The sequence below is a fragment of the Brevibacillus sp. HB1.3 genome (assembly GCF_013186635.1).
GTDB lineage: Bacteria > Bacillota > Bacilli > Brevibacillales > Brevibacillaceae > Brevibacillus > Brevibacillus brevis_D.
In genome coordinates this window covers 40,171-53,050 of record NZ_JABMIT010000001.1, presented here as the reverse complement: position 1 = coordinate 53,050, position 12,880 = coordinate 40,171, and the positions used below count along the sequence as shown (strand labels likewise).

Here is a 12,880-nt window from a genome sequence, read left to right as displayed (position 1 = left end):
ATGTATAGGAACCATTGTTTTTCTCTGTTATGATGGAGCTAAGGATAAGCATTTCGACCAAACCACTTGAAGTATGGAGGGCTGTCTCATGAATACAGGCAGAGAACTGGACCATCCTGCGTACCTGTTACTGTTTGATGGGGTTTGTCATCTGTGCCACGGTGCTGTGCAGTTTATTTTGAAGCGTGATCCGCATGGACACATTCATTTTGCTTCCTTGCAGTCACAGAGAGCGCAGGAAATTTTGTCTCATTACAACTATCAGGAAAAAGACATGTCATCGGTGGTCTTTATCGCCAACGGACAGCTATATACAAAATCGGATGCGATCTTGCACGTTGGTCGCAAGCTTCAAGGTGGATGGCCTCTGCTATCAAATGTAGCTCGGCTTATCCCTAGACTTGTCCGCAATCCGATTTATGATTGGGTCGCGAGAAATCGCTATCGGTGGATGGGTAAAGCAGAGCAATGCATGCTTCCTACCCCGCAGATCCGATCCCGCTTTTTGGATTAAAAGAAAAAGGAGAAGTCGCTGTCTCTCGCGGCTCCTCCTTTTTTTATTCACTGTGCCTTGCGAGTTGTTCCAAGGACGTGATCCCATTGTGTTCCAATGCTCTTCTCGCTGGTGCCGAAAGCAAAGAAAAAAATCCAGTGTCCATTTGGCGTTCTTATTTCGACATCGCTTGTGGATGCTCATCGCTCACATAGTCAGCCGCTTTGGCATTTGCCTCTACTTGCGCTGGGCTCTTGCTACCTGGGATCACTGTCGTGACAGCTGGATGCTTGAGGCACCACGCCAGTGCCCACTGTGCCATATCCATTCCTTCTGGAACTTCATTTTTCTTGATTTCTTCTACTTGGAGGAGCAGCTTGTTGACATGCTCCTGATCGTGTCGATGTCGCACATCGTTTCCACTGAAAACGAAACCCGGCTTATACTTTCCACTCAAATAACCACTCGCCAACGGAACGCGAGCCAATACACCCAGGTCTTGCTGCTGGCAAGAAGCAAATACACCTTCTTCCGGCTTTTGATCTAGACGATTGTAAACTACTTGGATGGCTTTTGCATTTACCGAAGTAGCAGCAGACGTTTGATGCAAGTTATCATTTTTAGCAATCGAGAGGCCAAGATGGCGGATCGTTCCTGCCTGCACCTGCTTGTCGAGGTAGGTCCACAAGTCATCATTGTCAAACGCTTCGTCAGGTCCCGAGTGGAATTGGTACAAGTCAATATAGTCGGTCTGTAAGGCTTGCAGCGATTTTTCCAATTGCTGCTGAACTTCAGTCGCTCCATAATGATTGGTTCGAGAAAATTTGTCGTGAAAATGATGTCCGAATTTCGTCGCCACAATCCAGTCTTTCCGGCGGTTTTTTTTCAAATATCCCCCGATAAGCTGTTCGGACAGATGATCTCCGTAGCATTCCGCTGTATCAATCAAGTTGATGCCGAGATCTTTTGCTTTGTCGAGAATCTGGTCAACAGCTTCTTGGGAGAAATCCAGTCCCCACTCCCCGCCAAATTGCCAGGTACCTACACCGATTACGGATACGTTCAGATCCGTTTTTCCTAATCTGCGGTACTTCATTGCCCGATTCCTCCTCCTCATAAATAAACGAGAATTCCCTGAACGAATGTTCGCTCAGGGTGAAGACTAAAAAAAATTATATGCTTTTCTCGATGTTCAATTGGCTCACAAAATCTTGCAGATTCCCTTTTCGTTCTTTGCGCATTTTCTTGCGCTCGTCCGCAGTGGCCATCAATCGCTCTTCTTCCTCTGTTTCAGGAACAATGGCTGGCACCTCAGTCGGATTACCTTCCTCATCTAAGGCAACAAAGGTGAGAAAAGATGTCGCGGTCAAAATACGCTTGCCGGTCTGGAGATTTTCCGAGACGACTTTTACGAAAATCTCCATGGACGTTTTGCCCGTTGACGAAACAAATGCTTCGAGGCAAATGGAATGTCCCATTTTGACGGGAGCAAGAAAATCAATCGAATCAATCGATGCTGTCACAACAGGGCGACGCGAATGTCGCATCGCAGCGATTGCAGCTACCTCATCTATATAAGCCATCATCGTACCACCAAAAATAGTACCATGGTAATTCGTATCAGATGGCTGAACCAGTGATGCCTGAATTGTACGAGATTCTTGAGTTGTCTTGACGTTCATCGCTGTTGCTCCTTTATCAATCTACTTGATGCATACACCATCATATCACAAGGCATTCAACGTTCCAATTGATAGCTACTCCCAAGTATGCCTTCTATTCTGTCTGCCTCTTCTTGCAAAATATAACGCAACAAAGGCAGATTCCACTCATAGGCTGGCCGATAGCCGTCTAGTGCAAACAGCTTGTCGTCTAAATGCGTAGCAAGCTTTCGGCGGGCCGGACTGGCACAGTAAAACTGCTCCAAATAATCCGTCCCCCATCTGGAAAAGGATGACGTTTCGTTGGTAACCGCCGTTAGCAGGATCCCTTCCCCTGTATCAATCAAGTCGATTGGATACAGTTGACAGCTATATGGCTTGAGAGGCTCAACTTCACGACCAGCCTGTTCCGCATAAGCATGGATCGCACAGCCGTAACGCCCATTGTTTTCTTGATAAAAAAGACAATTGCCATGTCGCATGCGAATGGTTCCTCGAGGCTCATTGTGATCCCAAACCCCATGAAGAAGCCACTGATTGCGTTCAGCCTCATCCTTTAGTCCAGCAGAGATAGAGGGGATTTCCCCCTCCATGATGGGAATCTGCCATTCTTCTACAGCGTAAGGTTGTCCCCCCTCACAGCAGGTCTCACGATGAACGGTCCTGCAATTCCAACAGTCCAAGTGAAACAAAGCATGGAGGGCTGTTATATCAACCAAATATTGTCCCGCTCTCACCAAGGAATGCTTGTGTTTCTTTATATATTTTTCGCAGTGGTACGCCTCTTTATCAGACATGGGATCAGGCGTGCCTACATAACGAAAAGCTCGTTTCGTTTTCATTTTTGCAAAACAATCTCCGCTTCTGTTCCAAAAATTCGCAAATGGCCTTCCTCATAGCTAGCCAAATCTACTTCATCACCCGGAATCTCCATCAGGATTTCCATTTCTTCGCCCTCTTCTGTCGTAAACACGAGCAGGAGATCTTTTTCTTCAAACTCATTGTCAGTCAGCTTGGTTTCCAGAAGCTGAGCTTGAAATTGTGTTACCTCTTCCTCTTCTTCCCTATCGGTATCCCATTGGGTAAAAGTCACGGAAGCCTTTTGATTCTTATACTCCGCCAATAGTTGAATCAATTGCTCATGTTGTTGAATGTCCATCTTGTAATCCCTCCGAAATGGTTCATACTGCCCATCATAACAAAGTAGCTCTTAAAAAGCCAAAAAGAAACACCGCTTCGCTGTGGGAAGCGGCTATTTCTCTTTTGCCTGTCAGCTTACTTTGCTAATCGTCTGGGCTAATGCAAAATCTTTGCCGGTTAAACCTTTCGCCTCACGGGTGGCTAACGTAAACGTGACTGTCCCACCTGCCAGATGAATTTCCACGTGCTGATTGTCATGCTCAAGCATCTCTGCCACACGGTTGACGAAACTGATTGCAGTGGAAAAGTCACGACAGTGGTACGTGCGTGATAGCGCCATTCGGTCTTCTACCAGCTTCCAGCCAGGTACCTTGCTCAGATACAATTTGACCTGTTCCAAAGACAGCTTGCTCATTGTAGCAATGCCCCCTTTTACCCGATAAATGGTTGTTACACCATCATATTCACGAGACGTACAGGTTATCCGCACCCTATTGCTTCACGGCATAAAAAATCATACGAGGTGATTCATGCGCTACATATTCTTCAAACAGATAGTTTCCAAATACTTGGATTTTTTCGAATCCCGCTTCTGTTAGCATCGCAATCATTTGCTCGGCAGAAAACAAGCGAACCTGCTCCATATACTCACGCGGTTCATTCGATGACTCGTCGGAAATCAGTATCCGCTTTTTCACAAATCCATCCTGGACCCAGCGTTCTTCTTTAATCAACATCCCACTGACTTCCTTGGTAGAGTGCGGCACGAGGTTATCGATGACGTACGCTGCATTTAAAAAGTCGATGACCACTTCACCTTTTGTTTTGAGTGCTTGTGCCATGTTGCGAATAACGTTAGCATTTTCTTCATCTGTGGAGAAATATCCAAAGCTGGTAAACAAATTCACCACGATATCAAATTCCTCGTGAAACAGAATGTCGCGCATATCACAGCGGGCAAAACTTAGCTGTGGATAGGTGTTTTGTTCCTCAGCCAACTGTAAAAGAACAGGCGACAAATCCACACCAACTACTTCATACCCCCGGCGAGCCAGCGCACGCGAATGACGCCCGCTCCCGCAGCAAAGATCAAGTACGCGTCCTGTGTCCTTTACCGGCAATCTTTCCAACAGATTAGCGATCTCTCCATCTGCGGCCGAATCGTCCCTATGACGATACACAAGCACATAATCTTCGCGAAAGCTGCGTTCAAACCATTCTTCAGCCATGTCTGAGCCCCTTTAATTCCAAGATGTTCTTATTATACCACAGCGGGGTTTATCCGTAGCCGATTTGCGTGTGGCAAAGTGTAGGAAACTCTTTGTTGAAAAAAGCGAGCCTTGGCAACAATCGATCTTGGGTTGCTTGGCTTTTGTCTCCTCGGCCGTCGAACATCGGAACAAGCGGATTTTGCTTATCGATGGCCCTTCTGTCATCGGGTGGAAAACGTGGCGCCGAATGGACGAGGCAAACTCCATGCGGCATCTCAGAGAGCAGCTTCAAACGATGCAGGAGCAAGGGTACCTACGTCCCGTTTCCATCGATGATCTGACGCATTTGCTGTCTGGTGCGATAAACGAAGCCGTACTCTGGATTTCGGAGACACCTGATCATGAGAAATCCCTTGAGGAAATTTCAGCAGCGATGACCCTTCTCTTGGAAGGATATCGTACCAAATAAAAGCAAAGCACCCCTGCTCCGCCTCTTACTGGCAAAATGCAGGGGTGCTCTGTTATGGCACAGGATCTTTATGATGAAAAGCGGGTAGCTCGTCCAAGCCGAATTTTTTCAGCAGCCCGCTCAATAATGCTCTCTACCGAAGATGGGTCATCCACAACGTCGTATTCGTTAATATTGACCCGCAAAATCGGACAGGAAGTAAAGGAAGCGATCCAGCTATCATAGCGGCCAAACAAATCTTGCCAGTAATCCACCGGCGTTTGTTGCTCCATCGGACGCCCGCGCTCTTTTACGCGACCAATAATATCATCGAAGCTTCCCTCTAAATAGATCAAAATATCTGGATGCGGGAAGTAAGGCGTCATAACCATCGCTTCAAAAAGCTCTGTATAAGTGCGGTAATCTTCTTCGGTCATGTTGCCTTGCTCGTACAGCATTCGGGCAAAAATCCCGGTATCCTCATAAATGGAGCGATCTTGGACAAAACCGCCGCCGCCATAATCAAACATCCTTTTTTGTTCCTTGAAGCGTTCTGCCAAAAAGAAAATTTGCAAATGGAAACCCCAACGCGATAAATCATTATAGTAACGGCCCAAATACGGGTTATTGTCAACCTTCTCTACAGATACACGAAATCCGAGCTGATCTGCCAAGGCATGTGTAAAGGTGGATTTTCCTACCCCTACTGTCCCGCCGATCGTAATCACTGCGTTGTTTGGTATCCCGTATTTTTCACGAAGCGTGCTGTTTTGAAACCTTGACATGTACGCAACTCCTTATCCCCATGCTTACTTTTCCCTTGTTCCCTATCCTTCTTGTCCCATCAACTCTTGAATCCGTGGTGCAATTCGGTCCAGTACAACCTTCAAATCTTCTGGTCTATGTACGAAATCCAAATCGTCACAATCGAATTTGATGACAGGCGTATCCGGATGATGCTTTTCAAACGCGTCCATAAACTCGTTGTAATCCGCAATCAGGTTCTCCATATAGGTGACATCCATGCTGCGCTCCATTTCGCGATCGCGCATCGCAATCCGCTTCATCACGGTTTCAATCGAAGCTGTCATGTAGATCACTAAATGGGCCTGTGGCAAATCCTCTGTTAGGATATCATAAATTTTAAGGTACTTTGGCAGGTTATTTCCTTGTAACGTCCGTTTGGCAAAAATCGTATTTTTGAAAATATTGTAATCAGAAACAACGGAGATACCTTGATTCAGGAACTGTGAATGGATATCCTGCAACTGCTTGTAACGATTGCAGAGGAAAAACATCTCAAGTTGAAAGCTCCATTCGGCAATATTTTCATAAAATTTACCCAGGAATGGGTTTTCGTAGACGATCTCTTCCAGTAGCTGCAAGTTGCAGGCACGGCTTAGTTCCCGCGATAAAGAGGTTTTCCCAATACCAATAGGTCCCTCAACGGTAATCAATATGGACTTCATGTATGCTTCGATCCTTTTCAAGAAAATGAGAGCACTCCATATTCTAGCACGTATGTAAGCGTTTGTCGAAAACATTCGCATTGTGTCGTTTGGTATCATTTGGTACTCCTCTTTCTAAAAGAAAAACTGCTCTTCATCGAGAGCAGTCTGGTTCTTACGTAAAATATTCAACGCGAGCCTGTGGAAACAGTCGGGCAATTTCACTTTCCAAATGGGCCTGCAAAGCCTTTGCTTGGATGTCGGGATAGACGTACTTCCCTTTCCCGTATTTCCCCCATTTGTACTTGCGCTCTTCTTCTTTCATCTCCAGCTTCGTTTTCGGATAGCGCTGGAGAATCAAGCTTTTAGCAATCTTGGTAAAACGGTGCTGGATCAGCTCAAACGTCAAATCCTCCATCGCTTCGGGAACCAACTGCGAACGCAGTCTTTCCAGTAAATCGGTATACCCTGCTTCCCACCCGTCAAACCAATACAAAGGCGCTAAAATAAAGCCGAGCGGATAACCGGCCTTGGCTACCTTCCCTGCTGCCTCCAGTCGCTGATGAAAGCTGGAGGTACCTGGCTCAAAATTTTTGATGACATAGTCGGCATTCATGCTGAAGCGAAACCGGGTATGCTTGTTGTGCTTGGCATCCAGCAAGGAATCCACGTGGTGAAACTTGGTCACGAAGCGCAACCTCCCAAACTCCTGCTGGCCCATAAACTCAATCGCTCGTTTCAAATTGCCCGTTAGATGCTCAATGCTAACCGGATCGGATGTACAGGCTGCCTCAAAACGAGTGATCTCACCCGGGCGTTCCTGGATATACTTCTCAGCCTGCGCCAGAATTTCATCTGTATTGACGTACACTCGAACATACGGCTTTGTCCCGATATTGGTGTTCAAATAGCAATAATGACAGTGGGCAGCACATCCAGTAGCCAGTGGAATGGCATATTCGGCGGAAGGCTTGGAAGTCTCGAACTTCAATGTTTTGCGTACACCAATGACTAACGTCCGCTTCGCATTGCGATATTTCTCCACTTCTGTATCCCCAGGGATGCCACGAACCTGATTATGGCTGGTCGTCATCTGCATCGGAATCCCTTCCGCTTGAAAACGTTGATACAGCTCTTTCCCCAGTGGATAATTCAATGCATGTGGCTCCACGAAAATATAATCCGGAACAAACAGCTTGCTGCCTTTTTGCTCCGTCTTTTCAGGTCTTTCCAAAAGGGTCGTTCCCATATCCATCATCCCCCCTCACCTAGTATGCCCGTGCCATTCGACTGGACGTAAGGAGAAGTATGGCTGTACCCGTTATTTCAGGGTGTTTTTAAAATCGCGTAGCAGCATCTTTGCTTGCTCCTGTTGAGCTAGCGGTACTTGCAGTGTATAGACATGTCCTGCTTTTTTGGTCTGTTTGGACAAAAGCCTGACTCGAATTCCTTTCATTTCTAAATAACGTCGACATTCCTGAGCAATCCGTGGGAGGCCATACGATTCATGAATCGTAACCCATTTGATCCACATACACCTGCACCCCATCCTTACACACTTCTTTCTTTTACAGTAAGCAGTGGACGGGTGATTGGTTCAAACAAAAGAAAGTTGCTGACATTTTAGGAAAACCGTTTTTGCCTCTGCACCGTCTAATGGTAGAGGAGGGGAAAAAGTGAATCTGGAACAGCTCGTTTCGCGCGCAAAAAATGGGGATGATGATGCTTTTTTTCAACTCGTCAGCCTTCATAAAGATCAACTGTATAAAATCGCCTACGCCTTTCTTCGTAACGAGACAGATGCACTAGAGGCCATTCAGGAAGCGACGTGCCGTTCCTATCTCAAGCTGGTACGATTGAAACAACCTGCGTATTTTCGTACATGGCTGACCCGCATCCTTATTCATATTTGTCTGGATGAGCAAAAGCGCCGAAAACGGATTATCTTGAGTGCGATGGAAGATGACATCGAGAGTCGTGCAAGTATTCCTATGGACGACCAAAATGTCGAACGTATACAAATCGAAGAGGCTCTCGCTCGTCTCCGTCCAAATTATCGCCACATCATTATTTTGAAATATTTTGAAGATCGGACGATACGCGATATTGCAGAGGTACTCGGTCATCCGGAAGGCACCATCAAAACATGGCTGCACAAGGCTCTAGGTGCTCTTCGCAAAGATCTCGGGAAAGGCTGGTGAGCTTTATGAGTGAAAATGATAAAACCAATGCGAGTCCATTCATGGTTCCCGCTGAGATTGATCAATACATTCGCAGAGGAATGGAACAAGCAAAAGAGTTGCGTCAAAATCGGAGCCGCAATCGGTGGATACGCGTGGGGTCTAGTCTGGTTGCTTGTTTGTTCCTTTTCGTGTTTATTTTTTCCGTTCGACTTTCACCTGCTGTTGCCGCTTATGTCAGCTCGATTCCTGGGATGGAGAAGATCGTTGAGTTTCTTCGGGATGACAAAGGCTTACAAAAGGCAGCAGAACACAACCTTTTCCAAAAGATTGGCGCCAGTGATTCAGTAGAAGATGTGACGTTTACCATCGATCAAGTTTTGGCCGATGAAAAACGGATGGTCCTCTTCTATACGCTAAAGCATTCCTTCACCGATAAAAAAGTGGGCTTGCACAAGATCGAGTTGTTGGATCAAACAGGAAAAGAATGGAACTACAGTATGTCTTGGTCAAGCATGGAAAGGGAAGATCCTGTGATTCAGAATCGAATTGATATTGTCATCGAAGAAGCCACTGAAATACCCGATGCAATGACTGCAAAAGTCACGCTAAAAATCGATAATCTCGAGCAAAAGACTCCTCTCTTGATCGACTTTGCTGTAGATAAAAACAAATTCAAGACCTTTGAGAAAAAAGTGTATCCGGTGATGAAGGATGTCAAAATTGACGGTCAACACTTCACGATTGAACAAATTGCAGTCTTTCCTACTCAGACTGAAGTGAGCATTCGCTTTGATCCAGCTAACCAAAAGCACGTATTTGATTTTGATAAACTGAGGCTCGAAGATGAAAAAGGAGAAACATTTGCTTTTTGGGGAAATGGCGTTCCTGTTCGGGACAACGGTGAGAATGGGAGGGTATACCATCTGGAGAGTATTTATTTCGTTGAGCCCGAAAAGCTTATTCTCAAAGCCGATGGTATTCGTGCCATAGACAAAGATAAATTGCAAATCGTAATCGATGCGAAGGCAGGCACATTAACAAAAGTTCCAAATGATCGCTTAAAATTAAGAGCACTACGTCAAGTTGATGATGTGGTGGGTATGGACTTTTCTTTGAAGGTTCCACCCCAAGATAAAGACACTCATATCTCCTTAGGGTATGACCTGACTGACGACGTGGGAAATGAATATGACTATGTGCAAGGAAGCACCCACTCGACAGATGATGAATCCATTCAAAACTACTCCATGCTATATAAACGAAAAACAAACAAAGGTACGCCTACTTCCTATTCCTTTCCTCTGTCCAGCTATCCTGAACGACTTCTAGGTACTTTTTCTGTCGAAGTCAAATAAAAAATGCCCCTTCAGCGATTGTTTGTACGGCATCGCTGTGGGGCATTCATTTTTTAATTCGTCAAATCAATCTACAACCGCCCAGTGATTGGTCGGCCCATGCCCGCCACCCAATTGCGGAGCAGTCTTAATCGCTTCAAAGATAAAGCGATTTGCTTTTTCAACCGCAGTGATGAGCGGTGTATTTTTGGCTAACTCTGCTGTAAGTGCCGCTGAGAACGTACAACCTGTGCCATGCGTATGGCGTGTATGAATACGCTCATGAGATATTTCATGGAATGCGGTACCATCGAATAAAATATCAACGACAACGTCCCCTTGCATATGTCCACCCTTCATTAGGACATTGCGGGCGCCTAACGCATGTATCGCTTTTGCCGCTTCGCGCATCTCGTCTGTCGTCTCGATTCTCATGCCAGTCAAGCATTCTGCTTCCGGCAGGTTCGGTGTGACGACTTCCGAGAGCGGCAACAACTCTGTTTTCAATGCAACGATCGCCTCATCCAGCAGTAGCTTTGACCCTCCCTTGGCGATCATCACCGGGTCTACCACCAGCTTTTTCAGGCCAAATGCTTTGAGCTCCTCCGCAACAGCACGAATGATATCAGCGTTGAATAGCATGCCCGTTTTCGCCGCGTCAGCGCCAAGATCACGCAGCACTTCATGTATTTGCTGGGCAACTGCCTCTGTCGGCAATGGATACACACCTGCTACGCCCAATGTATTTTGCGCAGTGATTGCTGTGATCGCACTCATTCCGTACACACCGTGTTGATGAAAGGTTTTCAGATCTGCCTGAATCCCAGCTCCCCCACCGCTATCTGAACCCGCTATCGTCAATGCTTTCGCAATCGTGCTCATGATATTCCCTCCTGCTTTCCACCTTTTCTCACCTGAGTATACCATCCGCTCGTCCCATTCGGTATACTAAAGGAATGTTTGCCAACAGTCATGCATGCAAGGAGGCATCTGCATGTCCTATCGGATATTTTATTGGTTGACCTTTTTGATTCCAACCATCATCATCGGGGGTTTTGAATTCATCCGTCACGACTTTCTGCTGCCCTATATGTCTATGGAAGCAGGAAATGTGTACATTACCCTCTTGACGCTCCTTCTCTCTTTTTTATTCGCTACCTGGATGTTTCACACCCTTAAACAAATGAATGCACGCATTATCGAGGAACAAGCTCGTCGCGCTGTTTATGAAGAACGGGAGCGCCTTGCCCGCGAACTACACGACGGGATTGCTCAGTCTCTGTTCTTCCTCAACGTAAAGCTGAAGCAGGGACACTTGGACGATGCACGGATCGCTGTATCTGCCATCGACAATCATGTGCGGCAAGCCATTTTTAACTTGCGCTCATTGCCAGAAGAAGGCAGTCTGGACCAGCGCCTTGAGAAATGGCTGGCGCAATGGAGCGCTTTATCTGGAATCGACGTTGCAAGCGAATTACATGTCAAAGACGGCTTTTTTACTCCCACCGCAGAGGTACAGCTGTTCGGGATCATCCAGGAAGCTTTTGCAAACATTCGCAAGCATTCTCAGGCTAAGCATTCGTGGATTCACCTCACGACAGATGAACCAACTGGCTGGGTTCTCTCCGTTGAGGACGATGGCATTGGGATTTCTAACCCTTCTCCCGATACGAAAAAATACGGTCTGTCCATGATGCGCGAGCGAGCACGCCAGTTGAACGCATCCATTGACATTCAGCTACGACCGGCAGGCGGTACGATCATCCGCTTATCTTCTCATTCAGGAGGAAAAACACTATGAACGCTTACCGTGTATTGATCGCCGACGACCACCCGATGGCTCGTATGGCCATTCGCAGCCTGCTTGATCCCGATCCCTCTTTTGAAGTCATCGGAGAAGCACAAAATGGCGAGGAAGCCTTTCTCTTATGCGGACAAATACAACCTGACCTTGTGCTCATGGACATCAACATGCCGAAATGGAGCGGACTCGAAGCGACTCGCGAAGTCAAAAAAGCATACCCGCACATCAAGGTCGTCATTCTCAGCGTCTCCGATGACGTTGCTGACCTGATCACGGCCATTCAATTCGGTGCCCAAGGTTACTTGCTAAAAAATTTAGAGCCTGATGACTGGATTAACTACTTGCATGCCTTGCTCGGCGAGGACAGTGAGTTGACCCGCGAAATGGCAACCCGGCTCATGTACCGCTTCCGTCAAGAAGAGGCGACGGATGAAATGGTACCAGCTGTTCTGACCCCGCGAGAGCGAGAGATCGTCATGTATGTGGGAGCCGGAAAAACGAATCGGGAAATAAGCGAAGCGCTGATCATTGCTGAAAACACTGTAAAAAACCACCTGAAAAACATTCTCGAGAAGCTGCAATTGGCTAATCGCGTCCAGCTCGCTGCTTATGCGGTTCGCCATCATTTGGTTATCAAATAAAAAACATTGCTTTCTGCTCGATCAACTGTCATCCTTAGAAAGATACGTTTTCCACAGACATAAGAAATGCAGGTGATCCGCATGATCGAAGTCAAGACCTCCAAACTTAGCAATGGAGAATTAAATAGAGGTGTATTTGCAACGCAAGATATCAGAAAAGGCGACCTAATTCATGAAGCGCCCGTGCTGCCCTATTTGAACGAAGAGCATGAGCATATCGAGAAAACCTTGCTCGCGGATTATGCATTTGAGTACGGTGCTAATCACACAGCCTTCTTGTTAGGGTATGGCATGCTATTTAATCATTCCTACACGCCAAATGCCACGTATGAGATTAACTTCGACAACCACACGTTTGACTTTTATGCGTATACGGACATTCAAGCGGGTGAAGAAATTTTAATCAATTACAATGGTGACGAGGATTGCGATGATCCTCTCTGGTTTTATGAAGACCAACAGAAAGAAACAGACGATACCAAATAAGCGTACGCCTTAAAAAGAAAACCCGGAAACT

General features: G+C 46.4%; 18 protein-coding genes. 7 read left to right on the top strand and 11 right to left on the bottom strand.

Annotated features, from left to right (window positions below; translation table 11 throughout):
* The first annotated feature begins 73 nt into the window (after window positions 1-73).
* A complete protein-coding gene (locus HPY31_RS00290) occupies window positions 74-514 on the top strand; it encodes a thiol-disulfide oxidoreductase DCC family protein (RefSeq protein WP_172137561.1) in 441 nt (146 codons plus the stop codon).
* 154 nt (window positions 515-668) lie between these two features.
* Here the strand turns inward: HPY31_RS00290 and HPY31_RS00285 are convergent, their stop codons facing one another.
* From HPY31_RS00285 to HPY31_RS00260, 6 genes are all read right to left on the bottom strand, one after another.
* On the bottom strand, window positions 669-1,589 hold the full coding sequence (locus HPY31_RS00285; RefSeq protein ID WP_172137559.1) for an aldo/keto reductase: 921 nt from the start codon (window positions 1,587-1,589) through the stop codon (window positions 669-671).
* Window positions 1,590-1,665: 76 nt separating this feature from the next.
* Window positions 1,666-2,175, bottom strand: a complete 510-nt coding sequence (locus HPY31_RS00280; protein WP_012685841.1) for an acyl-CoA thioesterase — start codon at window positions 2,173-2,175, stop codon at window positions 1,666-1,668.
* 56 nt (window positions 2,176-2,231) lie between these two features.
* Window positions 2,232-2,996 carry a DUF3109 family protein gene (locus HPY31_RS00275; protein ID WP_172137557.1) on the bottom strand — a complete coding sequence of 255 codons (765 nt, stop codon included), beginning with the start codon at window positions 2,994-2,996 and terminating at the stop codon, window positions 2,232-2,234.
* Window positions 2,993-3,313, bottom strand: coding sequence for a hypothetical protein (locus tag HPY31_RS00270; protein ID WP_016739729.1), 321 nt, complete (start codon window positions 3,311-3,313; stop codon window positions 2,993-2,995). The genes HPY31_RS00275 and HPY31_RS00270 overlap by 4 nt, the downstream gene beginning before the upstream one ends.
* Before the next feature lie 111 nt (window positions 3,314-3,424).
* Window positions 3,425-3,709, bottom strand: a complete 285-nt coding sequence (locus HPY31_RS00265; protein WP_007724250.1) for a 4a-hydroxytetrahydrobiopterin dehydratase — start codon at window positions 3,707-3,709, stop codon at window positions 3,425-3,427.
* A 76-nt stretch (window positions 3,710-3,785) separates the two neighbouring features.
* Window positions 3,786-4,523 carry a class I SAM-dependent methyltransferase gene (locus tag HPY31_RS00260; RefSeq protein WP_172137555.1) on the bottom strand — a complete coding sequence of 246 codons (738 nt, stop codon included), beginning with the start codon at window positions 4,521-4,523 and terminating at the stop codon, window positions 3,786-3,788.
* A gap of 70 nt (window positions 4,524-4,593) precedes the next feature.
* Here HPY31_RS00260 and HPY31_RS00255 point away from each other — a divergent pair, with 70 nt between their 5' ends.
* Window positions 4,594-4,974 (top strand): hypothetical protein, encoded by a 381-nt coding sequence (locus tag HPY31_RS00255; protein ID WP_371811644.1) that lies wholly within the window; start codon window positions 4,594-4,596, stop codon window positions 4,972-4,974.
* A 68-nt stretch (window positions 4,975-5,042) separates the two neighbouring features.
* On the opposite strand, the gene HPY31_RS00250 is transcribed toward HPY31_RS00255, so the two are convergent.
* From HPY31_RS00250 to HPY31_RS00235, 4 genes are all read right to left on the bottom strand, one after another.
* Window positions 5,043-5,738 carry a deoxynucleoside kinase gene (locus HPY31_RS00250; RefSeq protein ID WP_172137553.1) on the bottom strand — a complete coding sequence of 232 codons (696 nt, stop codon included), beginning with the start codon at window positions 5,736-5,738 and terminating at the stop codon, window positions 5,043-5,045.
* Between the two features lie 42 nt (window positions 5,739-5,780).
* The gene (locus HPY31_RS00245; RefSeq protein WP_064200038.1) at window positions 5,781-6,422 is read right to left on the bottom strand and encodes a deoxynucleoside kinase; all 642 of its coding nucleotides are present in this window, start codon (window positions 6,420-6,422) and stop codon (window positions 5,781-5,783) included.
* Window positions 6,423-6,576: 154 nt separating this feature from the next.
* Complete coding sequence (splB, locus tag HPY31_RS00240) at window positions 6,577-7,650, bottom strand: spore photoproduct lyase (protein WP_172137551.1); 1,074 nt, start codon at window positions 7,648-7,650, stop codon at window positions 6,577-6,579.
* A gap of 72 nt (window positions 7,651-7,722) precedes the next feature.
* Window positions 7,723-7,950, bottom strand: coding sequence for a hypothetical protein (locus HPY31_RS00235; protein WP_016739723.1), 228 nt, complete (start codon window positions 7,948-7,950; stop codon window positions 7,723-7,725).
* 127 nt (window positions 7,951-8,077) lie between these two features.
* On the opposite strand from HPY31_RS00235, the gene HPY31_RS00230 reads away from it, so the two are divergent.
* Window positions 8,078-8,602 carry a sigma-70 family RNA polymerase sigma factor gene (locus HPY31_RS00230; RefSeq protein ID WP_172137549.1) on the top strand — a complete coding sequence of 175 codons (525 nt, stop codon included), beginning with the start codon at window positions 8,078-8,080 and terminating at the stop codon, window positions 8,600-8,602.
* A gap of 5 nt (window positions 8,603-8,607) precedes the next feature.
* Complete coding sequence (locus HPY31_RS00225) at window positions 8,608-9,939, top strand: DUF4179 domain-containing protein (protein ID WP_172137547.1); 1,332 nt, start codon at window positions 8,608-8,610, stop codon at window positions 9,937-9,939.
* A 66-nt stretch (window positions 9,940-10,005) separates the two neighbouring features.
* Here the strand turns inward: HPY31_RS00225 and thiD are convergent, their stop codons facing one another.
* A complete protein-coding gene (thiD, locus tag HPY31_RS00220) occupies window positions 10,006-10,800 on the bottom strand; it encodes a bifunctional hydroxymethylpyrimidine kinase/phosphomethylpyrimidine kinase (protein ID WP_172137545.1) in 795 nt (264 codons plus the stop codon).
* Between the two features lie 112 nt (window positions 10,801-10,912).
* Here thiD and HPY31_RS00215 point away from each other — a divergent pair, with 112 nt between their 5' ends.
* From HPY31_RS00215 to HPY31_RS00205, 3 genes are all read left to right on the top strand, one after another.
* Window positions 10,913-11,719, top strand: coding sequence for a sensor histidine kinase (locus HPY31_RS00215; RefSeq protein WP_026133950.1), 807 nt, complete (start codon window positions 10,913-10,915; stop codon window positions 11,717-11,719).
* Window positions 11,716-12,363, top strand: a complete 648-nt coding sequence (locus tag HPY31_RS00210) for a response regulator (protein ID WP_012685827.1) — start codon at window positions 11,716-11,718, stop codon at window positions 12,361-12,363. The genes HPY31_RS00215 and HPY31_RS00210 overlap by 4 nt, the downstream gene beginning before the upstream one ends.
* Window positions 12,364-12,444: 81 nt before the next feature.
* Window positions 12,445-12,849, top strand: a complete 405-nt coding sequence (locus HPY31_RS00205; protein WP_012685826.1) for an SET domain-containing protein — start codon at window positions 12,445-12,447, stop codon at window positions 12,847-12,849.
* Window positions 12,850-12,880 lie beyond the last annotated feature (31 nt).

What these genes read in the sequence shown, in the direction of transcription:
- HPY31_RS00290 (WP_172137561.1), top strand. Translation starts at nt 74, where the DNA reads ATGGAGGGCTGTCTCATGAATACAGGCAGAGAACTGGACCATCCTGCG.
- HPY31_RS00285 (WP_172137559.1), bottom strand. Translation starts at nt 1,589, where the DNA reads ATGAAGTACCGCAGATTAGGAAAAACGGATCTGAACGTATCCGTAATC.
- HPY31_RS00280 (WP_012685841.1), bottom strand. Translation starts at nt 2,175, where the DNA reads ATGAACGTCAAGACAACTCAAGAATCTCGTACAATTCAGGCATCACTG.
- HPY31_RS00275 (WP_172137557.1), bottom strand. Translation starts at nt 2,996, where the DNA reads ATGAAAACGAAACGAGCTTTTCGTTATGTAGGCACGCCTGATCCCATG.
- HPY31_RS00270 (WP_016739729.1), bottom strand. Translation starts at nt 3,313, where the DNA reads ATGGACATTCAACAACATGAGCAATTGATTCAACTATTGGCGGAGTAT.
- HPY31_RS00265 (WP_007724250.1), bottom strand. Translation starts at nt 3,709, where the DNA reads ATGAGCAAGCTGTCTTTGGAACAGGTCAAATTGTATCTGAGCAAGGTA.
- HPY31_RS00260 (WP_172137555.1), bottom strand. Translation starts at nt 4,523, where the DNA reads ATGGCTGAAGAATGGTTTGAACGCAGCTTTCGCGAAGATTATGTGCTT.
- HPY31_RS00250 (WP_172137553.1), bottom strand. Translation starts at nt 5,738, where the DNA reads ATGTCAAGGTTTCAAAACAGCACGCTTCGTGAAAAATACGGGATACCA.
- HPY31_RS00245 (WP_064200038.1), bottom strand. Translation starts at nt 6,422, where the DNA reads ATGAAGTCCATATTGATTACCGTTGAGGGACCTATTGGTATTGGGAAA.
- splB (WP_172137551.1), bottom strand. Translation starts at nt 7,650, where the DNA reads ATGGGAACGACCCTTTTGGAAAGACCTGAAAAGACGGAGCAAAAAGGC.
- HPY31_RS00235 (WP_016739723.1), bottom strand. Translation starts at nt 7,950, where the DNA reads ATGGGGTGCAGGTGTATGTGGATCAAATGGGTTACGATTCATGAATCG.
- HPY31_RS00225 (WP_172137547.1), top strand. Translation starts at nt 8,608, where the DNA reads ATGAGTGAAAATGATAAAACCAATGCGAGTCCATTCATGGTTCCCGCT.
- thiD (WP_172137545.1), bottom strand. Translation starts at nt 10,800, where the DNA reads ATGAGCACGATTGCGAAAGCATTGACGATAGCGGGTTCAGATAGCGGT.
- HPY31_RS00215 (WP_026133950.1), top strand. Translation starts at nt 10,913, where the DNA reads ATGTCCTATCGGATATTTTATTGGTTGACCTTTTTGATTCCAACCATC.
- HPY31_RS00210 (WP_012685827.1), top strand. Translation starts at nt 11,716, where the DNA reads ATGAACGCTTACCGTGTATTGATCGCCGACGACCACCCGATGGCTCGT.
- HPY31_RS00205 (WP_012685826.1), top strand. Translation starts at nt 12,445, where the DNA reads ATGATCGAAGTCAAGACCTCCAAACTTAGCAATGGAGAATTAAATAGA.